At 72.1% G+C, this 26,225-nt stretch carries 20 protein-coding genes; 16 read left to right on the top strand and 4 right to left on the bottom strand.

Going from position 1 to position 26,225, the window contains the following annotated elements; translation table 11 throughout:
* Positions 1-115: 115 nt before the first annotated feature.
* Positions 116-2,230: a putative bifunctional diguanylate cyclase/phosphodiesterase gene (locus tag R2D22_RS11230; RefSeq protein ID WP_318102948.1), complete on the top strand. Its 2,115-nt coding sequence runs from the start codon at positions 116-118 to the stop codon at positions 2,228-2,230.
* A gap of 36 nt (positions 2,231-2,266) precedes the next feature.
* Here R2D22_RS11230 and R2D22_RS11225 read toward each other — a convergent pair whose 3' ends face one another.
* Positions 2,267-2,728: a nuclear transport factor 2 family protein gene (locus tag R2D22_RS11225; protein WP_318102947.1), complete on the bottom strand. Its 462-nt coding sequence runs from the start codon at positions 2,726-2,728 to the stop codon at positions 2,267-2,269.
* 129 nt (positions 2,729-2,857) lie between these two features.
* On the opposite strand from R2D22_RS11225, the gene gatC reads away from it, so the two are divergent.
* The 10 genes from gatC (at position 2,858) to R2D22_RS11175 (ending at position 15,633) form a co-directional block, all read left to right on the top strand.
* Positions 2,858-3,154 carry an Asp-tRNA(Asn)/Glu-tRNA(Gln) amidotransferase subunit GatC gene (gatC, locus tag R2D22_RS11220; RefSeq protein WP_318102946.1) on the top strand — a complete coding sequence of 99 codons (297 nt, stop codon included), beginning with the start codon at positions 2,858-2,860 and terminating at the stop codon, positions 3,152-3,154.
* A 4-nt stretch (positions 3,155-3,158) separates the two neighbouring features.
* Positions 3,159-4,652 (top strand): Asp-tRNA(Asn)/Glu-tRNA(Gln) amidotransferase subunit GatA, encoded by a 1,494-nt coding sequence (gene gatA, locus R2D22_RS11215; protein ID WP_318102945.1) that lies wholly within the window; start codon positions 3,159-3,161, stop codon positions 4,650-4,652.
* Complete coding sequence (locus tag R2D22_RS11210) at positions 4,649-4,891, top strand: hypothetical protein (RefSeq protein WP_318102944.1); 243 nt, start codon at positions 4,649-4,651, stop codon at positions 4,889-4,891. Before gatA ends, R2D22_RS11210 begins: the two co-directional genes overlap by 4 nt.
* Before the next feature lie 16 nt (positions 4,892-4,907).
* Positions 4,908-6,416: an Asp-tRNA(Asn)/Glu-tRNA(Gln) amidotransferase subunit GatB gene (gene gatB / locus R2D22_RS11205; protein ID WP_318102943.1), complete on the top strand. Its 1,509-nt coding sequence runs from the start codon at positions 4,908-4,910 to the stop codon at positions 6,414-6,416.
* A 150-nt stretch (positions 6,417-6,566) separates the two neighbouring features.
* Positions 6,567-7,040: a GNAT family N-acetyltransferase gene (locus R2D22_RS11200; protein WP_318102942.1), complete on the top strand. Its 474-nt coding sequence runs from the start codon at positions 6,567-6,569 to the stop codon at positions 7,038-7,040.
* A 151-nt stretch (positions 7,041-7,191) separates the two neighbouring features.
* Entirely contained in the window at positions 7,192-9,282 is a 2,091-nt protein-coding gene (locus R2D22_RS11195) for a phosphocholine-specific phospholipase C (protein ID WP_318102941.1), read from the top strand.
* Between the two features lie 132 nt (positions 9,283-9,414).
* On the top strand, positions 9,415-11,697 hold the full coding sequence (locus R2D22_RS11190; protein ID WP_318102940.1) for an MMPL family transporter: 2,283 nt from the start codon (positions 9,415-9,417) through the stop codon (positions 11,695-11,697).
* Positions 11,675-12,232, top strand: a complete 558-nt coding sequence (locus tag R2D22_RS11185) for a GNAT family N-acetyltransferase (protein ID WP_318102939.1) — start codon at positions 11,675-11,677, stop codon at positions 12,230-12,232. The genes R2D22_RS11190 and R2D22_RS11185 overlap by 23 nt, the downstream gene beginning before the upstream one ends.
* Before the next feature lie 150 nt (positions 12,233-12,382).
* A complete protein-coding gene (locus R2D22_RS11180; RefSeq protein WP_318102938.1) occupies positions 12,383-12,556 on the top strand; it encodes a hypothetical protein in 174 nt (57 codons plus the stop codon).
* Positions 12,557-12,627: 71 nt separating this feature from the next.
* A complete protein-coding gene (locus R2D22_RS11175; protein WP_318102937.1) occupies positions 12,628-15,633 on the top strand; it encodes a helix-turn-helix transcriptional regulator in 3,006 nt (1,001 codons plus the stop codon).
* Here the strand turns inward: R2D22_RS11175 and R2D22_RS11170 are convergent.
* From R2D22_RS11170 to R2D22_RS11160, 3 genes are all read right to left on the bottom strand, one after another.
* Positions 15,630-15,830 (bottom strand): DUF6191 domain-containing protein, encoded by a 201-nt coding sequence (locus R2D22_RS11170; protein ID WP_318102936.1) that lies wholly within the window; start codon positions 15,828-15,830, stop codon positions 15,630-15,632. The two genes, R2D22_RS11175 and R2D22_RS11170, sit on opposite strands and share 4 nt — an antisense overlap.
* A gap of 14 nt (positions 15,831-15,844) precedes the next feature.
* On the bottom strand, positions 15,845-16,999 hold the full coding sequence (locus R2D22_RS11165) for a PQQ-dependent sugar dehydrogenase (RefSeq protein ID WP_318102935.1): 1,155 nt from the start codon (positions 16,997-16,999) through the stop codon (positions 15,845-15,847).
* Positions 17,000-17,122: 123 nt separating this feature from the next.
* Positions 17,123-18,133 carry an aldo/keto reductase gene (locus tag R2D22_RS11160; RefSeq protein ID WP_318102934.1) on the bottom strand — a complete coding sequence of 337 codons (1,011 nt, stop codon included), beginning with the start codon at positions 18,131-18,133 and terminating at the stop codon, positions 17,123-17,125.
* A 75-nt stretch (positions 18,134-18,208) separates the two neighbouring features.
* Between R2D22_RS11160 and R2D22_RS11155 the strand changes: the two genes are divergently transcribed.
* From R2D22_RS11155 to ilvC, 5 genes are all read left to right on the top strand, one after another.
* Positions 18,209-19,171 (top strand): 2-hydroxyacid dehydrogenase, encoded by a 963-nt coding sequence (locus R2D22_RS11155; protein WP_318102933.1) that lies wholly within the window; start codon positions 18,209-18,211, stop codon positions 19,169-19,171.
* A gap of 300 nt (positions 19,172-19,471) precedes the next feature.
* Positions 19,472-22,354 (top strand): putative bifunctional diguanylate cyclase/phosphodiesterase, encoded by a 2,883-nt coding sequence (locus R2D22_RS11150; protein WP_318102932.1) that lies wholly within the window; start codon positions 19,472-19,474, stop codon positions 22,352-22,354.
* Positions 22,355-22,581: 227 nt separating this feature from the next.
* Entirely contained in the window at positions 22,582-24,468 is a 1,887-nt protein-coding gene (locus R2D22_RS11145) for an acetolactate synthase large subunit (protein WP_318102931.1), read from the top strand.
* A gap of 17 nt (positions 24,469-24,485) precedes the next feature.
* The gene (ilvN, locus tag R2D22_RS11140; RefSeq protein WP_019889675.1) at positions 24,486-25,010 is read left to right on the top strand and encodes an acetolactate synthase small subunit; all 525 of its coding nucleotides are present in this window, start codon (positions 24,486-24,488) and stop codon (positions 25,008-25,010) included.
* Positions 25,011-25,097: 87 nt separating this feature from the next.
* Positions 25,098-26,099, top strand: coding sequence for a ketol-acid reductoisomerase (ilvC, locus tag R2D22_RS11135; RefSeq protein WP_318102930.1), 1,002 nt, complete (start codon positions 25,098-25,100; stop codon positions 26,097-26,099).
* The last annotated feature ends 126 nt before the right edge of the window (positions 26,100-26,225 follow it).

The raw sequence follows: 26,225 nt of genomic DNA, 5'->3' as shown, positions 1-26,225 counted from the left end.
TACTGTTGAGACGTGCGCCTCGTCGTGCACGGCTGCGTGGTGGGATGTCAGCCGTGATGGCATGACAACGGGCCATCGCGATGCATCGGCACCGCCGGCTGTGAGAGGGACGGGAATGAAACCGACCGAGAGTGCCGCCCCGGTCCCGCGGTCGCACGCCCGCGCGGGATACGCGGGCTTCGGTTCCGCGGCGGCCGCCGCGCTGGCGGGGCTCGCCGCCGTCGTGTTCGTCGCCGGCATCTTCGCGGTGATCGGCACCGGCCACGGGCTCTTCCCCGGTGGCGCCGCCGGATGGTCCTTCGCCGTGCTCACCGCACTCGTCGTGGGCCATCTGGTCGCCCTCGGCCGGGAACGCTGGTGGGGCGGCACGGGCTCCGGCGCCGCCCTCACCCTCGCCGTCCTGCTCCTGTACGGCTGGGTGCCGGCCGGTCTGGTGTCCCTGGCGGTCGTCCTGCTGGTCTCCGCGGCCCGGCGGCACCGCTGGCGACAGGGCCTGCTGCACGGCGCCGCGGACGTCCTCGGCATCGGCGCCGCCGCCCTCGTCCTGCTCGCCTTCGGGGACGTCCCGACCGTCGACGCGCCCTGGCAGCCGCTCGACTGGGGGATCGCGGCCCTGCCGGAAGTGGCGCTGGCCGCGGGCGCCTATCTCGCGGTCACCCGGGTGCTGCTGTGGTACGCGCTCGCGCCGCAGGGCGGCGGGCTGCCCACGGTCGCCCGGACGGCCCTGATGCGCCAGGGCCTGGTGGCCGTGGCGCTGCTCGGCATCGCCCCGCTGATCTGCGTGGTCGCCGCCTCCCTGCCCGTCCTGCTGCCGCTGTTCGCCGTACCGCTGATCGCCCTCGACTCCACCCTCTGGATCGCCCGGGCCCGCGCCGAGGAGCAGCTGAAGGACCCGCTGACCGGGCTGCCCAACCGCCAGTGGCTCCTGGAGCGGACCTGGACGGCGCTGGAGCAGGCCGAGGCCGAGGGGGCCCGCTCCGCCCTCGTCCTGATCGACCTCGACCGCTTCCGATCGGTCAACGACACGCTCGGCCACCTCGCGGGCGACCGGCTGCTGCTGCAGATAGCGGACCGGCTGCGACTCGCGCTGCCGCGCGGCGCCGAGGCGGCCCGGCTCGGCGGCGACGAGTTCGCCGTCCTGCTGCCCGCCGCCGACTCCACCACCAGCGCCCAGCGGGTCGCCCGGCACCTCGTCGCCGAACTGTCCTCGCCGCTCGACCTGGACGGGCTCACCCTCGTCCTGGAGGCCAGCGCGGGCGTCGCGGTCTTCCCCGACCACGCGCTCGACGCGGAGGGCCTGCTGCGCCGCGCCGACGTGGCGATGTACCAGGCCAAGCGGGACCGCACCGGCGTCGAGGTGTACGAGTCCAAGCGCGACTCCAACACCCCCGACCGGCTCGGTCTGCTCGGCGACCTGCGCCGCGCGCTGGACGCCGGCGAGGTCGAGCTGCACTACCAGCCCAAGGTCCGCTTCGACGGACAGGTGGCCGGCCTGGAGGCGCTGGTGCGCTGGGTGCACCCCGAACGGGGCAAGGTCCCGCCGGACGAGTTCATCGCCATCGCCGAGTCCTCCGGCCTGATGCCGCACCTCACCGAGTACGTCCTGGAGACCGCCCTGGCCCAGGTCGCCCGGTGGCGCGCGCAGGGCCTGAAGGTCCCGGTCGCGGTCAACGTCTCCCCCCGCGACGTGCACACGCCCGGCTTCGCCGGCGCCGTCGCGGCCCGGCTCGCCCGGCACGGCGTGCCGGCCGGCGCCCTCCAGCTGGAGATAACGGAACACGTGCTCCTGGAGGACCCGCAGCGGGCCGCCGACACCCTGGCCGGGCTCACCGGCCACGGCGTGAAGATGTCGCTCGACGACTTCGGCACCGGCTACTCCTCCCTGGTGCACCTGCGCCGGCTGCCGGTCAGCGAACTGAAGATCGACCGCTCCTTCGTGGCCCGGCTCGCCGTGGACACCGAGGACGCCGAGATCGTCCGCTGCACCGTCGACCTCGCGCACTCCCTCGGCCTGCTGGTCGTCGCCGAGGGCGTCGAGGACGACGAGACCTGGGAGCGCCTGCGGGACCTGGGCTGCGACGCCGTCCAGGGCTGGCTGGTCGCCGCCGCGATGCCGCCGAGCGAGACCACGGCCTGGCTGCGCGCCCGCGGCGAGCACGGCTGGCACCGGCCGAGCGAGCTGCAGGCCGCGGCCGAGGCGGACCACCCCTCGGGGCAGGCCGTGAAGTAACGTCCCGCCCCGTTCGGGCCCCGTCGTCCGGGCCGGTCAGGCCAGCCGGGTCGGCAGCGGGGCCAGGGTGAAGTTCGCCCAGACGTAGTTGTCCATCTGGTGCTGGTCGCCGCTCAGGTTGACGACCCGGTCGATCTTCCCGTCCGCGTCGAAGTGCCAGACCAGCGCCCAGATCGTGTCGACCTGCCCGACACCCTCGGTGGACCAGCCGCGGTGCACGTCCACCACGTACTCCTCGTTCGCGCCGAAGAAGATCGGCTCGGCCTTGAAGCCCGCCGTGCCCAGCTGGTCGAAGAAGCTGCGCACCTCCGCGAGGCCGTGCTTGGTCCCCGACAGCGGATGACGGCCCGGGATCGTCCAGGCGATGTCCTCCGCCAGCGTGCCGCTCATCCCCTCCACGTCGCCCGCCGCGTAGGCGGCGAAGAACCGCTCGATCGTCGCGACCTTGGCGTCCTTGCCGTCCTTGCCGTCCCGCTCCGCGCCGTTCTGCTCCGTCATGGATCCCCCTCGGATCGGTGTCGCACAGGTGCCGGTGACGGTCAGGACTGTAATGCGTTTCGTGCCGGGAACCGTCCGCCCCCTAGGATTGGGTCCAAACGACACACACTCACCCCTGAGGATCGCTGCATGCCTGGCATCACGCGCGAGGAGGTCGCCCACCTCGCCCGGCTGGCGCGTCTGGAACTGAAGGGCGAAGAGCTCGATCACTTCGCCGGTCAGCTCGACGACATCATCGGCGCGGTCGCCCGCGTCGCCGAGGTCGCCGACCAAGACGTCCCGCCGACCTCCCACCCGCTGCCGCTGACCAATGTCATGCGCGCGGACGAGGTCCGTCCGTCGCTCACCCCCGAGCAGGCGCTCTCCGGCGCCCCGGCCCAGGAGCAGCAGCGTTTCAAGGTGCCGCAGATCCTGGGGGAGGACTAATCACATGACGGACATCATCAAGCTCACCGCCGCCGAGATCGCGTCGAAGATCGCCTCCGGCGAGCTCACGGCCGTCGAGGTCACCGAGGCCCACCTGGCCCGGATCGACGCGGTCGACGAGAAGGTGCACGCCTTCCTGCACGTCGACCGCGAGGGCGCGCTCGCGCAGGCCCGCGCCGTGGACGCCAAGCGCGCGGCCGGCGAGAAGCTCGGCCCGCTGGCCGGCGTCCCGCTGGCGCTCAAGGACATCTTCACCACCGTGGGCGTACCCACGACCGTGGGTTCGAAGATCCTCGAGGGCTGGATCCCGCCGTACGACGCCACCCTGACGCGCAAGCTGAAGGAGGCCGACGTCGTCATCCTCGGCAAGACCAACATGGACGAGTTCGCCATGGGGTCCTCCACCGAGAACAGCGCGTACGGCCCGACCGGAAACCCCTGGGACCTGACCCGGATCCCCGGCGGCTCCGGCGGCGGTTCGTCCGCCGCGCTCGCCTCGTACGAGGCCCCGCTCGCCATCGGCACGGACACCGGCGGCTCGATCCGCCAGCCCGCCGCCGTCACCGGCACCGTCGGCGTCAAGCCGACCTACGGCGGCGTCTCCCGGTACGGCATGGTGGCCTTCTCGTCCTCCCTCGACCAGGGCGGCCCGTGCGCCCGTACGGTCCTGGACGCGGCGCTGCTGCACGAGGTCATCGCCGGCCACGACCCGCTCGACTCGACGTCCATCGACGCGCCGGTCCCGCCGGTCGTCGAGGCCGCCCGCAACGGCTCGGTGGCCGGCATGCGCGTCGGCGTCGTCAAGCAGTTCCGCGGCGAGGGCTACCAGGCCGGCGTCGTGCAGCGCTTCGACGAGTCGGTGGAGCTCCTCAAGGAGCTGGGCGCCGAGATCGTCGAGCTGGACTGCCCGACCTTCGACCTCGCGCTCTCGGCGTACTACCTGATCGCGCCGTCGGAGTGCTCCTCCAACCTGGCCCGCTTCGACGCCATGCGCTACGGCCTGCGCGTCGGCGACGACGGCACCCGCTCGGCCGAGGACGTCACCGCCCTCACCCGTGAGGCCGGCTTCGGCGACGAGGTCAAGCGCCGCATCATCCTCGGTACCTACGCGCTCAGCTCCGGCTACTACGACGCGTACTACGGCTCGGCCCAGAAGGTCCGCACGCTGATCACCCGGGAGTTCGAGAAGGCATTCGAGCAGGTGGACGTGATCGTCTCCCCGACGACGCCCACCACCGCCTTCCCGATCGGCGAGCGCGCCGACGACCCGATGGCGATGTACCTCGCGGACCTGTGCACCATCCCGACCAACCTGGCCGGCAACGCGGCCATGTCCCTGCCCTGCGGCCTCGCGCCGGAGGACGGGCTGCCGGTCGGTCTGCAGATCATCGCCCCGGCGATGAAGGACGACCGCCTGTACAAGGTGGGTGCCGCAGTCGAGGCCGCCTTCGTCGAGCGCTGGGGTCACCCGCTGCTTGAGGAGGCACCGTCGCTGTGAGCACCACACTCGCCAAGGCCAAGGGCTTCAAGAAGTCCAAGGCCGGTACGTACCTGTCCATCGGCACCACCGCCTTCGGCGCCGTCACCGTGTACAAGCAGGCCAAGAAGGCCCGCAACGAGCACGACATGCTGAAGCTCGCCGACGCCGTCGTGTCCGCCGCCGCCATCGTCACCGGCCTCGCGATCCTCTACCGCGAGCTGAAGCGCATGGGCGACGACGACGTCCTGCTGGGCTGAGAGGGAAAGTCTCACCGTGACCACTGAACTGCTGTCGTACGAGGCGGCCCTCGCCGAGTACGACCCCGTCATGGGCCTCGAGGTCCATGTCGAACTCGGTACCAAGACCAAGATGTTCTGCGGCTGCTCGACCGAGCTGGGCGCCGAGGCCAACTCGCAGACCTGCCCGACCTGTCTCGGTCTGCCCGGCTCGCTCCCGGTCGTCAACGCGATCGGCGTCGAGTCGGCGGTCAAGATCGGCCTCGCGCTCAACTGCGAGATCGCCGAGTGGTGCCGCTTCGCCCGGAAGAACTACTTCTATCCGGACATGCCGAAGAACTTCCAGACCTCGCAGTACGACGAGCCGATCGCCTTCAACGGCTACCTGGACGTCCAGCTGGAGGACGGCGAGATCTTCCGCGTGGAGATCGAGCGCGCCCACATGGAGGAGGACACCGGCAAGTCGACGCACATCGGCGGCGCGACCGGCCGCATCCACGGCGCCTCGCACTCGCTGCTCGACTACAACCGGGCCGGCATCCCGCTGATCGAGATCGTCACCAAGCCGATCGAGGGTGCCGGCGAGCGGGCCCCCGAGGTCGCCAAGGCGTACGTCGCCGAGCTGCGCGAGCTGATCCGCGCGCTGGGCGTCTCCGAGGCGCGGATGGACAAGGGCCAGATGCGCTGCGACGTGAACCTGTCGCTGCGCCCCAACGGCACCACGACCTTCGGCACCCGCTCGGAGACGAAGAACGTCAACTCGCTCCGTTCGGTGGAGCGGGCGGCGCGCTACGAGATCCAGCGCCACGCGGCCGTGCTCGCCTCCGGCGGCACGATCGTGCAGGAGACCCGTCACTTCCACGAGGACGACGGCTCCACCACCTCCGGCCGCATCAAGGACAACGCCGAGGACTACCGCTACTTCCCGGAGCCGGACCTGGTGCCGGTGGCCCCCTCCCGCGAGTGGGTCGAGGGGCTGCGGAAGAGCCTGCCCGAGCTGCCGCGCGTGCGCCGCAACCGGCTCCGCGAGGAGTGGGGCGTCAGCGAGCACGACATGCAGTCGATCCTCAACGCGGGCGCGGTCGACCTGATCGTCGCGACCACGGACGCGGGTGCTCCCGCGGACCAGGCCCGCAAGTGGTGGATGGGCGAACTGGCCCGTTCCGCCAACGAGTCGGGCAAGGCCCTGGACGAGCTGGCGATCACCCCGGCGCAGGTCGCCCGGGTGACGGAGCTGGTGGCCTCCGGCGACCTCACCGACAAGCTGGCCCGTCAGGTCATCGAGGGCGTGCTCGCGGGTGAGGGCGACCCGGACGCGGTCGTCGAGAAGCGCGGTCTGAAGGTCGTCTCCGACGAGGGCGCGCTCGGCGCGGCCGTCGACGAGGCGATCGCGGGCAACGCGGCCATCGCGGACAAGATCCGCGGCGGCAAGGTCGCCGCGGTCGGCGCCCTGGTCGGCGCGGTCATGAAGGCCACCCGTGGCCAGGCCGACGCGGCTCGCGTGAAGGACCTGATCCTGGAGAAGCTGGGCGTCAGCGAGGGCTGACCCGGGCTCCGGGACCGAGGGGCGGTACGGCTGTCGACGAGACGGCCGTACCGCCCCTCGGGCCTTTCTCGGAGCGGCGATCAGCGGCCCGTCGACGCCCGCGCGGACGAAGCATTGCGGTAATGGCTGCATGGCGCATAGGGTCATTACATGTCACGTGTGCGCAAGGCATCGCAGGGCGACGTCGCCGAGCTCGTACGGCTTCGGGCGCTGTTGTTCGAGGATCTGGGCGGCGAGTTCTTCGCGCCGGCGGAGGGGGACGACGACTGGCGGCGCGAACTCGCCGCCGTCCTGAAGGAGCAGATGGCGTCGGACGCCGTGCGCATCCTCGTGGTGGACGGCGACGGCGGCGGGCTCGCCGCCTGCGGCATCGGCACCGTCGAGCAGCGGCTGCCCGGCCCGCACCTGCGCAACGGACTCATCGGCCACGTGATCGGCGTGGTCACCGACCCGGCGTTCCGCCGCCGCGGCCACAGCCGGGCGATCATGCACGGCCTGCTCGACTGGTTCCGCGAGCGTGGCGTCGCGCGGGCGGATCTGTACGCGTCCGAGGAGGGCGAACCCCTCTACCGTGCCCTCGGCTTCACGCCCCACCCCGACCCGGCCCTCTACTGGCGCCCCTGATTCCGCTCGGACTCCCGGGGCGACCCGTCGGACGTTCACTGCCAGGACGTCGTCGGGTCGACTTTCGGTCATCCGGTCTCACTACCGTCCCGGCCGTACCGCACCCAATGGCTCGAAGGCGATCCATTGGCCGTCGACTGGGAGGTCGGGCTTGTCCCCGGAGATTTCGCGCAGAAGGCTGCTCGCGCTGGGCGGAGGCGCGCTCGGCGCCGCCGCGGCGGGATCGATGCTGCCGCCGTCGCTGCAGGCCGCGATGGCCGCCGAGCCGCCGGCCGGCGGGCTGTCCGCGGTCAGGCACGTGGTGATCCTCATGCAGGAGAACCGCTCCTTCGACCACTACTTCGGCACCCTCCGCGGCGTTCGGGGGTTCTCCGACCGCAACGCGATCGAGCTCCCCTCCGGCAAGCCCGTCTTCGAGCAGCCCGCCGCGCTCGGCCGGACCGTGCTGCCGTTCCCGGTCCGCGGCGCCGCCGAGACGCAGGCGAAGGACCTCCAGTACATCGGCGACCTCGACCACTCCTGGGGCGGCGGCGCCAAGGCCTGGCACGGCGGCTGGATGGACGGCTGGGTCACCGCCAAGACCGCCGCGACCATGGCGTACTACGACCGCCAGGACATCCCGCTGCACCACGAGCTGGCCGACACCTTCACGGTCTGCGACGCCTACCACTCCTCCATCCACACCTCCACCAGCCCCAACCGGAACCATCTGTGGTCCGGCTGGACCGGCTTCGAGGCCGACGGCAGCCGCGCCGTCACCAACGCCGCCTACGCCGAGGGCACCCACCCCGGCTACGCCTGGCCCACCTACGCCGAGCGCCTGGAGGCCGCGGGGCGGAGCTGGAAGACGTACACGGAGTGGGAGAACTTCACCGACAACAACATCGAGTTCTTCACCAGCTTCAAGAAGATCGCCCGCAAGGCGCTCGCCCACACCGGCGGCCACACCTTCATGGAGTCCTTCTACGCCGCCGTCCGCGACACCGCGGACGCCGCCGAGCGGACCCGGCTCCTGGACGCCCTGGAGCAGGGCGTCGCCGGGCTGACGGACGCCGAGCGCTCGCTCTTCGAGCGCGGGCTGCGCCGCGTCGAGACCGGCACCCTCGCCGACGCCTTCCGTGCCGACGTCGCCGCCGGCACGCTGCCCGAGGTCTCGTACCTGGTGCCCTCCGCGATCGACTCCGAGCACCCCGGCTCGTCCTCGCCGATCGCCTCGGCGAGCCTCGTCTACAAGGTGCTCGACGCCCTCGGCTCGCACCCGGACGTCTGGCGGCACACCGTCCTGCTGATCAACTACGACGAGAACGACGGCTTCTTCGACCACGTCCCGCCGCCGGTCCCGCCCGCCGACGACAAGGACGAGCGGTACAAGGGCCTGCCCACCGGCCTCGGCATCCGTGTCCCGCTGCTCGTCGTCTCCCCGTGGTCCGTCGGCGGCTACGTCTGCTCGGAGGTCTTCGACCACACCTCCGTCGTCCGCTTCCTGGAGACCTGGACGGGCGTCCGGGAGCCCAACATCACCCCGTGGCGCCGCCGCGTCACCGGCGACCTGACGTCCGCCTTCGACTTCCGCCGCGGCCATCGGCAGCCCGAGGTCGAGCAGCCCGGCCCGATCCCGCCGTTCACCGGCCGCTGGCGGCCCCAGCCGCCCCTGGTGCAGAAGATGCCGGTGCAGGAGCCGGGAACCCGGCCGGCCCGCCCGCTGCCGTACCAGCCGGACGCGTACGGCGCGATCGCCGACGGCACCATGACCGTCGAGCTCCGCAACAGCGGCCGGGCGAGCGCGCCCCTCGCGCTCTACCCGTACGCGGGCGAGTTCGACGTCCCCCAGCACCGCGACGTCAGGGGCACGGCGCAATGGGCCGTCCCCCTGACGCGTGAGCGGTACCGCTTCACGATCACCGGGCCCAACGGCTTCCGCCGCGAGTTCGAGGGGCCCGCCGCGGGCGGGGCCGAGGTCACCACCCGCCTCGACCACGAGGACCGTGACGTGCACATCACCGTGCGCAACACCTCCGCCGTCCCGGTCTCCTTCACCGTCCGGCCGCTCGGCTACGTCGACGAGGCCGACCTCGCGGACTGGACCCGCACGGTCACGGTCAAGCCCGGCAAGAGCCGTACGGTCGTCCACTCCGCCGCCGACGCGCACGGCTGGTACGACGTCGAGGTCACCGCGGCCGACGGCTTCCGCCGCCGTCTGATGGGCCACATCGAGAACGGACGCGCCAGCGTCTCGGGCTGACCCGGCCCGGCGCGGGGGTATGGGGCGATTCCGTACCCTCGCGCCCATTGTGAGGATCGACACGAAACGGGCAAAGGATCACTTTCGGCTGCGACAGTGGGCTCATCCACGAACCCCGAGGGAGCTCGTCCTTTGGCCGCCATCGCCCGGTGGTGCATCAAGCACCGTCTCGTCGCCGTTCTGCTCTGGCTCGTCGCCCTCGGCGGCGCCACCGCCGCCGCAGCCGTCGCCGGCAACGCGTACTCGAACGACTACGAGGTCCCGGGCACCGAGTCCGGCCGTGCCACCGCCCTGCTCGAACGGGGCTTCCCCGGCACCGGCGGCGACAGCGACACCATCGTCTGGCACACCGACAAGGGCTCGGTCCGCGCCACCGCCGTCGAGCAGCGGGTCACCACGATGCTCGACGAGGTCGCCGAGTTGCCCGGCATCTCCTCCGTCACCGGCCCGTACGACGGCCCCGCGGGCCAGGCGCAGATCAGCGAGGACGGCCGCACCGCGTACGCCACGGTGACCTTCGGCGCGCAGGTCGACGACATCCCCGAGGCGCAGGCCCAGGCCCTCGTCGACACCGCCGAGAAGGCCGAGGGCGACGGCGTGCAGGTCGAGCTCGGCGGCACCGCCGTCGCGCTCACCGAGGCGAAGGGCGGCCACATCGCCGAGGCCGTGGGCGTCGCCGTCGCCGGCGTCGTGCTCTTCCTCGCCTTCGGCTCGCTCGCCGCCAGCGTGCTGCCCATCGCGACCGCCCTGGTCAGCGTCGGCACCGCGTACGCCGGGATCGCCCTGCTCGGCCATGTCATGACCGTCGCCGACTTCGCACCGATGCTCGGCATGCTCATCGGCCTCGGCGTCGGCATCGACTACGCGCTGTTCATCGTGACCCGGCACCGCAAGGGCCTCAAACGCGGCCTGAGCGTCCCCGAAGCCGCGCAGAACGCCGTCGCGACCACCGGCAGGGCCGTCGTCTTCGCCGGCGCGACCGTGTGCATCGCCCTGCTCGGCATGCTCATCCTGCGGCTCAACTTCCTCAACGGCGTCGCCATCGCCGCCTCCCTGACCGTCGTCCTCACCGTCGCCGCGTCCGTGACCCTGCTGCCCGCGCTGCTGTCCTTCATCGGAATGCGGGCGCTCAGCCGCCGCGAGCGCCGCCGGCTCGCCGAGCACGGCCCCGAGCCGGAGCTGCCCACCGGCTTCGCCGCCCGCTGGTCCGCCTTCGTCGAGCGCCACCCCAAGCTGCTCGGCGCGGTCGCCGCCGTCGTCATGGCCGTGCTGACCCTGCCGACGCTCTCGCTCCACCTCGGCACCTCGGACCAGGGCAACAACCCGGCCACCGCCACCACCCGGCAGGCGTACGACCTGCTCGCCGACGGCTTCGGCCCCGGCGTCAACGGGCCGCTGACCCTCGTCGCGGACATCGACGGCGCCGACGACCGGCTCGCCCTCGGCGAGCTGCCCGCGAAGCTGGCGAACACCAAGGGCGTCGAGTCCGTCTCGCCGGTGACGTACAACAGCACCGGCGACACCGCCGTGCTCACCGTCGTACCGGACTCCTCCCCGCAGTCCAAGGCCACCAGCGAGCTCGTCGACCGGCTCCGCGGCGACGTGATCCCCGCAGCCGCCGACGGCACCTCGCTGGACGTGCACGTGGGCGGCGTCACCGCCTCCTACGACGACTTCGCCGAGATCATCGTCGGCAAGCTGCCGCTCTTCGTCGGCGTCGTGGTGGCGCTCGGCTGCCTGCTGCTCCTGCTGGCCTTCCGCTCGATCGGCATCCCGGTGAAGGCCGCCCTGATGAACGTGATGGCCGTCGCCGCCGCCTTCGGCGTCGTCGTGGCGATCTTCCAGTGGGGCTGGGGCACCGAGCTGCTCGGCCTCGGCAGCGGTGGGCCGATCGAACCGTTCCTGCCCGTGATCATGGTCTCGGTGCTGTTCGGCCTCTCCATGGACTACCAGGTCTTCCTGGTCAGCCGGATGTACGAGGAGTGGCTGGAGACCGGCGACAACCGGCGTGCGGTACGCGTCGGCCTCGCCGAGACCAGCCGGGTGATCAACTCGGCGGCGGTCATCATGATCTCCGTCTTCCTGGCCTTCGTCCTCTCCGGTGACCGGGTCGTCGCGATGTTCGGCATCGCGCTCGCCGCCGCCGTCGCACTGGACGCCTTCGTCCTGCGGACCCTCCTCGTCCCCGCCCTCATGCACATGCTCGGCGGCGCGAACTGGTGGCTGCCGAAGTGGCTCGACCGGCTGCTGCCGCGGATCAGCATCGAACCCCCGGACTCCCGCGCGATCGCGGACGCCAGGGACGCCGACGCCCGCGACGCGGCCGAGGAGCGTGCGAAGATCCCCTCGCAGCGTGTGACGGTTTCCGCCCCGACCGAGGAGAAGAACGAGGATGTTCGCGATATCGCTGGGTGACGACGCCGAACTGCGGCCGCTGGAGCCCTGGCAGGCCGGGGAACTGCTGGCCGCCATGGACCGCGGACGCGAGTACGTCGGACGGTTCATCGCCCTGCCGGACTTCGTGACCGACCTGGACTCCGCCCGGACCTACCTCCGCACCTACGCCGACAAGGCCGCGAACGACACCGGCCGGCTCTGGGGCATCTGGGCGGACGGCACCCTCGTCGGCGGCGTCCTGTTCCGCACCTTCGACGTGCAGTTCGGCACCGCCGAGGCGGGCTGCTGGCTGGAGCCCGCCGCCGTGGGCAAGGGCCTGGTCACCCGGGCCACCCGCGCGATCATCGACTGGGCGGTCGAGGAGCGCGGCATCCACCGCGTCGAATGGCTCGTCGCCTCGGAGAACGAGGCCAGCATCAACGTCGCCCGCCGGCTCGGCATGACCAAGGACGGCGTGCTGCGCGAGAGCTACCCGTACCGCGGGAAGCGGCACGACATGGAGGTCTGGTCGGTCCTCGCCCCGGAGTGGCGGGCCGCCCGTAAGGAGTCCTAAGGCACCCGGGAGGGGCGCCTAAGGCCCCCCGCCGCCGAACATGCGGAACTCGCCCGATGTGGCACCCCCCTCTGGCCCGAGAGAGTAGGGACATCGCAAGGAGCGATCACCCGGACCGAACGGACCGGGAGCCCACCAGGGGAGCACACGATGTTCGAGTACGAACTCCACCGCATGAACCACGCCGAGCTCGTCCGCCAGGCCGCCGCCCACCGGCTGTCCCGTGAGGCCGTCAAGGCCCGCCGCGCGGGCCGCCGGTCCGGACGCAACGAGTCCGAACGGCAGGTGAGTCACGAGCGCGACAGCTTCGCCCGCGCCGCGTGATGGCCGAGCAAACCTCCACGAAATCGATCACCGGAGCGATCCGGGGTGCCGCACCGCCGGGGGGCTGTGCGATGCTCGCGGACGTGGAGACCAGGTCAGTCAGTCCGGTGTTCGTCGGCAGGGCCGGCGAACTGACCGCCCTCACCGAGGCGCTCGCCGCCGCGACGGCGGGTGAACCGCAGGCCCTGCTCGTCGGCGGCGAGGCGGGCGTCGGCAAGACGCGGCTCGTCGAGGAGTTCGTCGGCGCGGCTCGCGCCTCGGGCGCGGTCGTCGCCGTCGGCGGCTGCGTGGAGATCGGCGCGGACGGCCTGCCCTTCGCCCCGTTCTCCACCGCGCTGCGCGCCCTGCGCCGCACGCTCCCGGACGAACTCGCCGCCGCGGCCGCCGGCCAGGAGCACGAACTCGCCCGGCTGCTGCCCGAACTCGGCGACGTCGGCCAGCACGAGGCGTCCCAGGAGGACAGCACCGCGCGGCTCTTCGAGCTGACCGTACGGCTCCTGGAACGGCTCACCGCCGAACGGACCGTCGTGCTCGTCCTGGAGGACCTGCACTGGGCCGACGCCTCCACCCGGCACCTGATGTCCTACCTCTTCCGCACCCTGCACCGCGGCCGGATCGTCGTCGTCGCCACCTACCGCGCGGACGACATCCACCGCCGCCACCCGCTGCGCCCGCTGCTCGCCGAACTCGACCGGCTGCGCACCGTCCGCCGCCTCGAACTCGCCCGGTTCACCCGCACCGAGGTGCACCGCCAGCTCACCGGCATCCTGGCCGCCGAACCCGACCCGGCCACCGTCGAGGCCATCTGGACCCGCTCCGACGGCAACGCGTTCTTCGTCGAGGAACTCATCACCACCCACGCCTGCGGCTGCGAGCTGAGCGAATCCCTGCGCGAGGTCCTCCTCGTCCGGGTCGAGACGCTGCCCGAGACCGCCCAGCGGGTCGCCCGGATCGTCGCCGAGGGCGGCTCCACCGTCGAGTACGCGCTGCTCGCCGCCGTCGCCCGGCTCCCCGAGGACGACCTCATCGACGCGCTGCGGGCCGCCGTCGGCGCCAACATCCTGCTCGCCGCCCCGGAGGGCGACGGCTACCGCTTCCGCCACTCCCTGGTCCGCGAGGCCGTCAGCGACGACCTGCTGCCCGGCGAGCGCTCCCGGCTCAACCGCCGCTACGCCGAGGCCCTGGAGGCCGACCCCTCGCTCGTCCGCGCCGACGAGCGCGCCACCCGGCTCGCCACGTACTGGTACCACGCCCACGACGCCGTCAAGGCGCTGCCCGCCGTGCTCCGCGCCTCCGTCGAGACCCGCAAGCGCTACGCGTACGCCGAACAGCTCCAGCTCCTCGAACGCGCCATGGAACTCTGGGACGAGGTCCCCGACGAGGTCCGCGCCACGCTCCGGCCCGCCGACTACGCCGAGGCGTACCCCACCTGCGGCTGCGACCCCGAGACCACCCCGCTGCGCCACCTCGACCTGCTCGCCGAGGCCGCCGTCGCCGCGCGGCTCGGCGGCGAACGCGAACGCGCCCTGAAGATCGGCAAGATGGCGCTGCGGATCCTGGAGGAGGAGAACGACCCGCTCCGGTCCGCCTGGTTCTGGACCGAGCGCTCCCGGCTGCTCTCCGGTCTCGCCCGCGGCGACGGCTGGGCCGAGATCGCCACCGCGCAGGACCTCGTCCGCGGCCTGCCGCCGTCCGCCGTGCACGCCTTCGTGCTGGCCATCGCCGCAGGCTGGGGGATGGTCCGCACACCGGGACCCGACAGCCTGGCCGCCGCCGAACGCGCCGTCGAGTACGCCCGGCTGGTCGGCGACAAGCCGATCGAGCTCAACGCCCAGCTCACCCGCGGCTCCCTGCTGGTCGCCGCCGGCGACGTGGAGTCCGGCCTCGCCGAGATGCGCGAGGTCCTCGACCGGACCGTCGCCGCAGGCCAGATGACCGAGGCCATGCGGGCCTACGTCAACCTCTCCTCCTGCCTGGAGGGCGTCGGCCGGTCACGCGAGTCCGTCGAGCTCTGCGAGGCCGGGATCGCCCTGGCCGGCGTGCACGGTCTGCGCGACAGCGAGGGCTGGATCCGGGCCAATCTCGCCGAGTCGCACGCGGTCCTGGGCGAGTGGGACGCGGCGCGGGAGAACGCCGAGTGGGTCCTGCGCGCCTCCTACAGCAACAAGCCGCGCGGCGCCGCCGCCCTGCGGCTCGCCCAACTGGCCGTCCTCCGCGGTGATGTGGCCGCCGCCCGCGAACAGCTCGCGCTGGCACGCGAGTTGTTCGGCCGGAAGGACCCGATGGTGCAGTACACGCTGCCGGTGGCCGAGACGGAGCTCCTGCTGACCGCGGCGGAGGGCCGGATCGACGAGGCGCGCGCCGTCCTTGCCGATGCCGAGGGCGACACCGTGCACACCGGGATGCACCGCTACGTCTGGCCCCTGCTGCTCGGCGCGGCCACCGTGGAGGCCGACGCGCTCGGCCTTCCGGCCGCCGCCGGGGGACGCGCCGCGGCGCTGGACCGGATCACCGCCCTGGTCCGCCGGGTCGCCGCGCCGTCGCCGATCTGGCAGGCGTACTCGCTGCACGTCTCCGCCGAGCTGGCCCGCGCCGAGAAGCGCGACGACATCGCGCGCTGGACGGAGGTGGTCGCCGCGTACGAGCCGCTGGACGTCCCGTACCCGGCCGCCCGCGCCCGGTACCGCCTCGCCGACGCGCTGCTCGCCGAGGGCGGCCGCCGTGACGAGGCGGCGGCGCTGCTCCGTGAGGCGCACGACGCCGCGGTACGTCTCGGGGCGCGCCCGCTGCGCGAGGAACTGGAACTCCTCGCCGGCCGGGCCCGGTTGTCGCTCACCGATCCGGTCCCAGCGGGCCCGGAACCGGACGACGACGCCTTCGGCCTCACCCCGCGCGAGCAGGACGTCCTCACCCTCGTCGCGGCCGGCCGCACCAACCGGCAGATAGCGGAGGAGCTGTTCATCTCGCCGAAGACGGCGAGTGTCCACGTCTCCAACATCCTGGCCAAGCTGGGCGTCTCCGGCCGTGGCGAGGCGGCGGCGATGGCCCACCGCCTCCGCCTTCTGGAGTCGGCCTAACCGGCGTCGTCCTCGTCGTCCTCCCCGCCGCCGGACGCTGCGGGAAGGCGGATCGTGACGCGGCCCGAGGTCAGGTCTATCGGGCCGCGGGAGGGGTCGTTGTCGCCGGTGTCCTCACGGGTCAGGGCGAGGCGACGGCGCTCCTCCTCGGCATGCCTGCGGCCGGGGGCGAAGAACTCGTCCAAAGAGCCGAACACGGTCGTCCGCCCCCTTACCGGACCTCCAGCCGGAGGATCCTGTCGTCGCCGGGCCCGGGCGTGCCCCGCGTGTCGGTCTCGCTGGTCACCAGCCACAGCCCGCCCCCGCCCGTTGCCAGGACAGTGCGCAGCCGGCCGTACTTCCCCTCGAGGAACGCCTGGGGCGCCGCGGAGGGTTCCGCGCCCGCGAGCGGGATGCGCCACAGCCGCTCGCCGCGCAGCCCGGCCATCCAGATCGAGCCCTGGGCGTACGCGATGCCGCTCGGCGATGCCTCGTCCGTACGCCACTGGGCCACCGGGTCCACGAACCCGGCCTTGCCGCCCCGGCCCTCGACGTCGGGCCAGCCGTAGTTCTTGCCGGCCTCGACGAGGTTCAGCTCGTCCCACGTGTTCTGGCCGAACTCCGCCGCCCACAGCCGCTTCGCCCCGTCCCAGGCCAGCCCCTGCACATTGCGGTGGCCGTAGGAGTACACCACCGAGTCCGGCGCGGGGTTGCCGGGCGCCGGGCGCCCGTCGGGCGTCATCCGCAGGATCTTCCCGCCGAGCGACTTCCTGTCCTGCGCTAGGCCGGTGTTCCCCGTCTCGCCGGTGCCCGCGTACAGCATCCCGTCCGGGCCGAAGGCGATCCGGCCGCCGTTGTGCACGATGCCCTTCGGGATGCCCCGCAGCACCGTGTCGGGCGCGCCGAGCTGCTGCCCGGCCGGCTTTCTCTCGTCGTACCTCAGCCGGGCGATCCGGTTGTCGGACTCGGTGGTGAAGTACGCGTACACCTGCCGGTCCGTGGCGAAGTCCTTGGAGAGCGCGAGGCCCAGCAGACCGCCCTCGCCGCCCGGCGCGACCCCCGGCACGGCGCCCAGCACGGTCTTGCGCCCCGTCTCCGCGTCGACCCGGGTGATCGTGCCCTCGTCGCGCGAGGAGACCAGCAGGTCACCGTCCGGCAGCGCCGCCAGACCCCACGGCGACTTCAGGTCCTCGGTGAGCGTGGCCGCCACCCGTACCGAGCCCTTCGCGGGCGGCGCGGAGACGGAAGGCCCGGGGGCCGTCCCGGACGCCGAACGCGACGGACTCCGGGTCCCCGCAGGGTCCGCCCCGTCCCCGCCGGACGAGCACCCGGCCACGAGCAGGAGGAGGACCGTGGCCCCGAGGGTGGTCCCGGTACGTCGTCGCATGGTCCGACCCCTTCGTCGACTCCCTGGCAAACACCGCTACCCGGGGAAACACCGCGCGCCCCCGCCCGGGTTCCCGTCGCACGCGATTTCCCTCGCACGGGTTGCGGAAGGCGGGCCACCGGTTCAGTCCCACGACCCCCGCGCGGCCGGCAGCCGCCCGATCTCCGCCAGGTCCGCGGCCGTCAGCGCCAGCTCCGCCGCGCGGGCGTTCTCCACCGCCCACCGCTCCTGCTTCGTGCCCGGCACCGGCACCACGTGCCGTCCCAGGGCCAGCGCCCAGGCCAGGGCCACCTGTGCCGGGGTGACGTCCTCGCCGTGCCGGGCCGCGACCCGGCGCAGCCCGGCCACCACCGGCTGGTTCGCCGCCATCATCTCCGCCGTGAACCGGGGGTGCCGGGCCCGCAGGTCGTCGGGCTCGAACCCGCCGCCGGGCGTCAGGGTCCCCGTCAGGAACCCGTTCCCCAGCGGCATCCCCGCCAGGAACCCCACCCCGCGCGCCTCGCACCAGGGCAGCAGCCGGACCAGCGCCTCCGGCGACCACACCGACAGCTCCGCCTGCACCGCGCTCACCGGGAACACCTGTTGCACGCGTTCGAGTTGACGGATCGTTCCGTCGTACAGATCGCGCGCCGCGCCGCCGCTGCCGCGCCGTGCCGCCCGCACCCCCATCGCGCAGATCCCGAGCGCCCGCACCTTCCCCGCGGCCACCAGACCGGCCATCGCGCCCCAGGTCTCCTCCACCGGCACCTCGGGGTCGGGCCGGTGCAGCAGGTACAGGTCGATCACGTCGGTCTGGAGCCGCCGCAGCGAGGCGTCACAGGCCCTGCGCACGTACCCGGGACGGCCGTTGGCCACCACGTGCCCGTCCCCGACGAGCAGGCCGACCTTCGTCGAGACGAACGCGTCCGCCCGACGCTCCTTCAGCACCCGCCCGAGCAGCAGCTCGTTGGTGAACGGCCCGTACATGTCCGCCGTGTCGAGCAGGTTCACCCCCGCGTCCAGCGCCGCGTGCACCGTGCGCATCGAGCGGTCGCCGCGCTGCTGGGAGCCGCTGTAGGCCCAGCTCATCGGCATACAGCCCAGGCCGATCGCACCCACTTCGAGCGCCGCCGCCCCGATTGTCCTGCGCTCCACGTGCCGGTACCCCTCCCTGTGCCGCTCCCCAAAGTAACCAATGACCTCCCGGATTCTTCGCATAGCCTCCCGGGCATGAGAGTTGAGGACACAACCGCTGACGTGTGGCTTCCGATCCCGGCGGCGGAGATCGAAGGACTTCCCGACCCGGGCGCGTCGGGTCTGCGCTATCTGCACTGGGACGGCGGCCCGGATTTTCCCGGCGATCCGGCGGACTGCGTCTACTACGTCGTGCCGTACATGAAGGGCACCGAGATCGCCGTGCGCCCGCTCGCCGCGATGACGTCGGTCCGGGCCGTGCAGACCCTGTCCGCCGGCATCGACCACGTCACACCGGGCCTCGGCGACCTCCGCCCCGGCGTGCGCCTGTGCAACGCCAAGGGCGTGCACGAGGCGAGCACCGCCGAGCTGACCCTGACGCTGATCCTGGCCTCGCTGCGCGGTGTGCCCGGCTTCGTGCGCGGCCAGGACGCCGAGGAGTGGCGGGCCGGTTTCTACCCGGCGCTCGCCGACAAGTCCGTCCTGATCGTCGGGTACGGGTCGATCGGCGCGGCCATCGAGGACCGGCTCGCGCCGTTCGAGTGCGCGCGGGTGGCGCGCGTCGCGCGCTCCGCACGCGCCACGGAGCGCGGCCCCGTGCACGCCCTCGCCGATCTGCCCGCCCTTCTGCCGCAGGCGGACGTGGTCGTGCTGTCCACTCCGCTCACCGCGCAGACCAGGCATCTCGTCGACGCGGACTTCCTCGCCCGGATGAAGGACGGGGCCCTTCTCGTGAACGTCGCGCGGGGGCCGGTGGTGGACACCAAGGCGCTGCTCGTCGAGCTGGAGAGCGGCCGGATCACCGCGGCACTGGATGTCACCGATCCGGAACCGCTGCCGTCCGGGCATCCCCTGTGGCACGCTCCCGGTGTCCTGGTCACCCCGCACGTGGGGGGTTCCACTTCGGCGTTCATGCCGCGTGCCAAGCGGCTGATCGCCGACCAGCTGAGCCGGTTCGCGGCCGGCGAGGAGCTCCGCAACGTCGTGCTGACCACCTGAGCCGCCCCCCGGGGACCGCGCCGTACGCCCCCATGTCCGTGATCGTCACGGAGAGTACAGCACCCCTGTCCCTGAGTGACGATCCTGGTGTATCGTCCCGAGCGGGGGACTGCGTCGAGTACAGATATGGCGCCGGGGAGTGACGTGACGGGACATCAGATTCCGAGGGGGGCGACGGGTGATGTACGGCCGAAGGACCGACGATCCGACGCGGCGGGGCCGCCGGCGGCGTTCCTCCCGCGCCCCACGGCGGCGCACGAATCCGCCGGATCGTCCGCTGCCGCCCCCCCGGGGCCCCCGGTGAGCGCCCCAGGGGCGCTCATCGGCCGCAGGCCCGTCCAGGGCGGCGGGCCGGCGTGCGGCCGCGAGGGAGGCGGCCCCGCGGCGCGTGGGCCCGACGCCGCGCGGGGCGACCGCGGCGCCGTCCTCGCCCAGCTCGCCCTCGCCCTGGTCTGTGCCGGGTACGCGACGGGCGCCGCGGCCGGTTGGGGATCCCCGCGCATCGCCCTGATCATGGGCGACTTCGGGCTCAGCGCCGCCGCGTTCGCGGCCGCCGTCTCCTGCTTCCTCTACGGGCGGATGCGGGACATCCGGTTCCGGCCGGCCTGGCTGCTCTTCGCCTTCTCCTCCCTGATGGCCGCCTGCGGCAACGCGGTCTGGGGGTGGTACGAAGTCGTCCTCGGCCGTGACGTGCCGAACCGGTCCCTGGCCGATCTCTTCTTCCTGCTCTTCGCGCCCCCCGCCATCGTCGGGCTGCTCGTCCTCGCGAAGAAGCCCGTCACCAGGGCGGGCTGGGTCTGCCTCGTGCTCGACGCCTGGCTCATCGGCGGCTCGCTGCTGACCCTCTCCTGGAGTCTCGCCCTCGCGCACACCGCGCACTTCGAGGGCGAGAGCGTCGCGCAGGCCGCCCTCTCGCTCGCCTACCCGCTGCTGGACATCGTCCTCGTCAGCATGGTCCTCGCCCTGCACTTCCGCCGGTCCCACACGAACCGCTCGGCGACCAACACCGCGATCGCGGCCCTGGCCCTCACCGTGCTGTGCGACGCGCTGTTCACCTCCCCGCTGCTCCGCGAGCACTACCGCTCCGGCCAGTTGCTCGACGCCGGCTGGTTCGCCGGCTCGCTCCTCCTCGCGTACGCGCCCTGGGGGGTGCGCCGGGTCGCCGAGAGCACCGCGGCCCGGCCGCCGCGCGACCGGAGCCGCCCGGTCGCCGGCTCGCTCGCCGCCCTCACGCCCTATCTGGCGGCGGCCGTGTGCACCCTGGGCATCCTGTACAACGTCGTCGAGGGACGCAGAGTGGACCGCGTGGTCGTCTTCACCGGCTGCACCGTCGTGCTCGCCCTCGTCGTCCGGCAGGGCATCATGCTCCTGGACAACATCGCGCTCACCCACGAACTGGCCCAGAAGGAGAACCACTTCAGGTCGCTCGTGCAGGGCTCCAGCGACGTGATCATGATCGCCGCGCCCACCGGCATACTCCGGTACGTGAGCCCCGCCGCCTCCGGGGTGTACGGACGCGAGGCCGAGGAGCTGATCGGCTCCGAACTGGCCTCGCTGATCCACCCCGAGGACCTCGGCGGTGTGGTCCACGAGGTACGCCGCTTCCTGGCCGCCCCGCCCTCCGAGGAGCCCACCACCCGCATCGAGTGCCGGTTCCGGTCCGGCCGCGGGGACTGGCTCAACGTCGAGTCCACCGTCAACCGCCACCAGGGCGGCCTGATCTTCAACAGCCGGGACGTCACCGAACGGGTACGCCTCCAGGCCCAGTTGCTGCACAACGCGGAGCACGACCCGCTCACCGACCTGCCCAACCGGGCCCTGTTCACCGAACGGGTCCGCAAGGCGCTCAGCGGCCGCCGGGCGGGCGACTCCGGCACCGCCGTGCTCTTCATCGACCTGGACGGCTTCAAGGGCGTCAACGACCGCCTCGGCCACCAGGCCGGCGACGAACTGCTGATCCAGGCCGCCCGCCGCCTCCACGACTCCGTACGGGCCGGGGACACCGCCGCCCGGCTCGGCGGCGACGAGTTCGCCGCGCTCATCCTGGGCGACGGCGGCCGGGACCAGTCCGCCCGCGAGTGCCAGGTCCACGACATCGCCGACCGACTGCGCCTCATGCTCTCCCAGCCGTACCGCGTCGAGGGCACCGAGGTGCGCGTCGCCGCCTCCATCGGCGTCGCCTTCGCCGAGCCCGGCATCAGCGCCGGCGACCTGCTGCGCAACGCGGACCTGGCCATGTACCGCGCCAAGGCCGGCGGAAAGGACCGGGTGGAGCTCTACGCCCCGCAGATGCAGGCCGAAGTGGTCCGGCGCACCGAACTGGCCGCCCGGCTGCGCACCGCCCTGCTCGACGGCGAGTTCGCCCTGCTGCACCAGCCCGTGGTGGATCTCACCACCGGAACGATCGCCGCCGTCGCCGCCCAGGCCCGCTGGCGCTCCGCCCAGGGCATCCTGTTCACCCCGGCCGAATTCCTGCGGGTCGCCGAGGACGGCGACCGCACCGCCGAGCTGGGCCGCTGGCTCCTGGAGGAGGCCGTCGGGCAGGCCGCGGAGCGCGCCCGGCTCGGCCACCGCCCCCCCGTCTCGATCCGGCTGCCCGCCCGCCGGCTGCTCGACAAGTCGCTCCCGCTCGGCTCCATCGAAGCGCTGCTGACCAGGCACGAACTGCCCTCCGGTGCGCTGATCATCGAGCTCGCCGACAGCGATCCGCGGATCTCCTTCGACGAGCTGGAGCAGCGTCTGCTCGCCCTGCGCCGGCTCGGGGTGCGGATCTCCCTGGACGGCTTCGGCAGCGGCTACGCGGCCATCAACGCGCTGCGCCGGCTCCCCGTCGACGTACTGAAACTGGACAGGGGCCTGGTCGAGGGCGTCGTCGAGTCGCCCCGGCTGCACAAGATCACCGCCGGGCTGCTCCGGATCGCCTGCGACCTCGGCATGCAGTCCGTCGCCGACGGCGTGGACGTCCCCGAGCAGGTGCTCGCCCTGCGGGCGATGGGCTGCACCCACGGCCAGGGCATGGCCTTCTCCGGCCCCCTGGACGAATACCGGTTGCGCCGGGCTCTCGTCCGGGACGACTATCCGGTCCCCGGCGGGGTCGCCCTGCCAGTGCTCAGCGGCCGTCGGCGTCCATCGGGGCGTCCCCCGTTCCGCTCAAATAGTGAGACGCCCGTCCCACCCACTTGACAGTGACGGCGCGTCGGGGGGAGGGTCAGTGCCATGCGCACCCGAATTCTCGTACTTGGAAAGCGCGTCGGCTGAAGCAGGGCCACGACGGCCCGGCTCGTAACCCGCCCGACGCGCTCCCCTCGCTTGCCTCCCGGCACGAGGGGTTTTTTGTTGCACTGGCACTCGTCAAAACCAGCTAAAACCTCGCGAAACACCCAGCGAAAACCCTCAGCTTCGAGAAGAGAATGCCGATGACCGAGCAGGCCACCGGGGCCCACCATCCGCAGCCGCGGGCCCGTAACGGCGGACAGCCCTCCGCCACCGTTGAGCACGTCACGGGCGCGCAGTCCCTCATCCGCTCTCTCGAGGAAGTGGGGGCCGACACCGTCTTCGGCATCCCCGGCGGCGCCATCCTCCCCGCGTACGACCCGATGATGGACTCCAAGAAGGTCCGTCACATCCTCGTCCGGCACGAGCAGGGCGCCGGCCACGCCGCGACCGGTTACGCGCAGGCCACCGGCAAGGTCGGTGTCTGCATCGCGACCTCCGGCCCGGGCGCGACCAACCTGGTCACCCCGATCGCCGACGCGCACATGGACTCCGTCCCGATGGTCGCCATCACCGGCCAGGTGTCCTCCAAGGCGATCGGCACCGACGCCTTCCAGGAGGCGGACATCTGCGGCATCACGATGCCGATCACCAAGCACAACTTCCTGGTCACCAAGGCCGAGGACATCCCGCGGACGATCGCCGAGGCGTTCCACATCGCCTCCACCGGCCGCCCCGGCCCGGTCCTGGTCGACATCGCCAAGGACGCCCTGCAGGCGAAGACCACCTTCACCTGGCCGCCGCAGACCGACCTGCCCGGCTACCGCCCGGTGACCAAGCCGCACGCCAAGCAGATCCGCGAGGCCGCGAAGCTGATCACCGGCGCCAAGCGCCCCGTCCTGTACGTCGGCGGCGGCGTCCTGAAGTCCGGCGCCACCACCGAGCTGAAGGTCCTGGCCGAGCTGACCGGGGCCCCGGTCACCACCACCCTGATGGCCCTCGGTGCCTTCCCGGACAGCCACCCGCAGCACGTGGGCATGCCGGGCATGCACGGCGCGGTCACCGCCGTCACCGCGCTGCAGAAGGCCGACCTGATCGTCGCCCTCGGCGCCCGCTTCGACGACCGCGTCACCGGCAAGCTCGACAGCTTCGCCCCGTTCGCCAAGATCGTCCACGCGGACATCGACCCGGCCGAGATCGGCAAGAACCGCGCCGCCGACGTCCCGATCGTCGGTGACGCCCGCGAGGTCATCGCCGACCTGGTCCAGGCCGTCCAGGCCGAGCACAGCGAGGGCAACACGGGCGACTACACCGCCTGGTGGAGCGACCTGAACCGCTGGCGCGAGACCTACCCGCTCGGCTACGACCTGCCGGAGGACGGCAGCCTCTCGCCGCAGCAGGTCATCCAGCGCATCGGCCAGCTCGCCCCGGCCGACACCATCTACGCGGCCGGCGTCGGCCAGCACCAGATGTGGGCCGCCCACTTCATCGACTACGAGAAGCCGGCCACCTGGCTGAACTCCGGCGGCGCCGGAACGATGGGCTACGCGGTCCCGGCCGCCATGGGCGCCAAGGCCGGCATGCCGGACCGCCCGGTCTGGGCGATCGACGGCGACGGCTGCTTCCAGATGACGAACCAGGAGCTCGTCACCTGCGCGCTGAACAACATCCCGATCAAGGTCGCCATCATCAACAACGGCGCCCTCGGCATGGTCCGCCAGTGGCAGACCCTGTTCTACAACCAGCGTTACTCCAGCACCGTGCTGCACGCCGACGAGACCGGCCACGACGCGACCGGCTCCCAGGTCGGCGCGAGCACGGCGCCCCGCAAGGGCACCCGCATCCCGGACTTCGTCAAGCTGTCCGAGGCCATGGGCTGTGTCGCCCTGCGCTGCGAGGACCCGGCCGACCTCGACAAGGTCATCGAGCAGGCCAACGCGATCAACGACCGCCCGGTCGTCATCGACTTCATCGTCCACGAGGACGCCCAGGTGTGGCCCATGGTCGCCGCCGGCACCTCCAACGACGAGGTCATGGCCGCCCGCGGGGTCCGTCCCGACTTCGGCGACAACGAAGACGACTGAGAGAGAAGCAGGAAGACATGTCCAAGCACACGCTCTCGGTCCTGGTCGAGAACACCCCCGGTATCCTGGCCCGCATCGCCGCGCTGTTCTCCCGCCGCGGCTTCAACATCGACTCGCTCGCGGTCGGTGTCACCGAGCACCCCGACATCTCCCGCATCACCATCGTGGTCAATGTCGAGGACCTGCCCCTGGAACAGGTGACCAAGCAGCTCAACAAGCTGGTCAACGTTCTGAAGATCGTCGAACTCGAGCCCAGCGCCGCGATCCAGCGCGAGCTCGTCCTGGTGAAGGTCCGCGCCGACAACGAGACCCGGTCCCAGATCGTCGAGATCGTCCAGCTGTTCCGTGCCAAGACCGTGGACGTCTCGCCCGAGGCGGTCACCATCGAGGCCACCGGTTCGAGTGACAAGCTCGACGCCATGCTGAAGATGCTGGAGCAGTTCGGCATCAAGGAGCTCGTCCAGTCCGGCACGATCGCCATAGGGCGTGGCGCCCGGTCCATCACGGACCGGTCCCTGCGGGCCCTCGACCGCAGCGCCTGACCGTTCCGCCTGACGAGACCCGAAGACTTCCCTTCCCCCTCCCGCCGTACGGTGGGAAGCAACACCAGCACTCCAAGGAGAATCCCAGTGGCCGAGCTGTTCTACGACGACGACGCCGACCTGTCCATCATCCAGGGCCGCAAGGTCGCGGTGATCGGCTACGGCAGCCAGGGCCACGCCCACGCGTTGTCGCTCCGTGACTCCGGTGTCGACGTCCGCGTCGGCCTGCACGAGGGCTCCAAGTCCAAGGCCAAGGCCGAGGAGCAGGGCCTGCGCGTGGTCACCCCCGCCGAGGCGGCGGCCGAGGCCGACCTCATCATGATCCTGATCCCGGACCCGATCCAGGCCAAGGTCTACGAGGAGTCCATCGCCCCGAACCTGAAGGACGGCGACGCGCTGTTCTTCGCCCACGGCTTCAACGTCCGCTTCGGCTTCATCAAGCCCCCGGCCGGCGTCGACGTCGCCCTGGTCGCCCCGAAGGGCCCGGGCCACCTGGTCCGCCGCCAGTACGAGGAAGGCCGCGGCGTCCCCGCGATCGCCGCCGTCGAGCAGGACGCGACCGGCAACGCCTTCGCGCTCGCCCTGTCCTACGCCAAGGCGATCGGCGGCACCCGCGCCGGCGTCATCAAGACCACCTTCACCGAGGAGACCGAGACCGACCTGTTCGGTGAGCAGGCCGTCCTCTGCGGTGGCGCCTCCGCCCTGGTCAAGGCCGGTTTCGAGACCCTGGTCGAGGCCGGCTACCAGCCGGAGATCGCGTACTTCGAGTGCCTCCACGAGCTGAAGCTGATCGTGGACCTCATGTACGAGGGCGGCCTGGAGAAGATGCGCTGGTCCGTTTCCGAGACCGCCGAGTGGGGCGACTACATCACCGGCCCGCGCGTCATCACCGCCGACACCAAGGCGGAGATGAAGAAGGTCCTCACCGAGATCCAGGACGGCACCTTCGCCAAGAACTGGATGGACGAGTACCACGGCGGTCTGAAGAAGTACAACGAGTACAAGACCCAGGACGAGAAGCACCTCCTGGAGACCACCGGCAAGGAGCTGCGCAAGCTCATGAGCTGGGTGAACGACGAGGAGGCGTAAGCCTTCGGGCGGCGGGCCGGACACTGTGTCCGGCCCGCCGCGCTTCATTGGACAGTCAGTCCAACCACGGATGGGTGATCCTTCCGCCGCGGCGGAATACCAGCCCCGTTCCGCCACTACACTCTT

Source organism: Streptomyces sp. HUAS YS2 (genome assembly GCF_033343995.1).
Classification (GTDB): Bacteria; Actinomycetota; Actinomycetes; order Streptomycetales; family Streptomycetaceae; genus Streptomyces; species Streptomyces solicathayae.
Note: the sequence above shows the minus strand (reverse complement) of the source record. Positions and strands in the feature narration are given on the sequence as shown.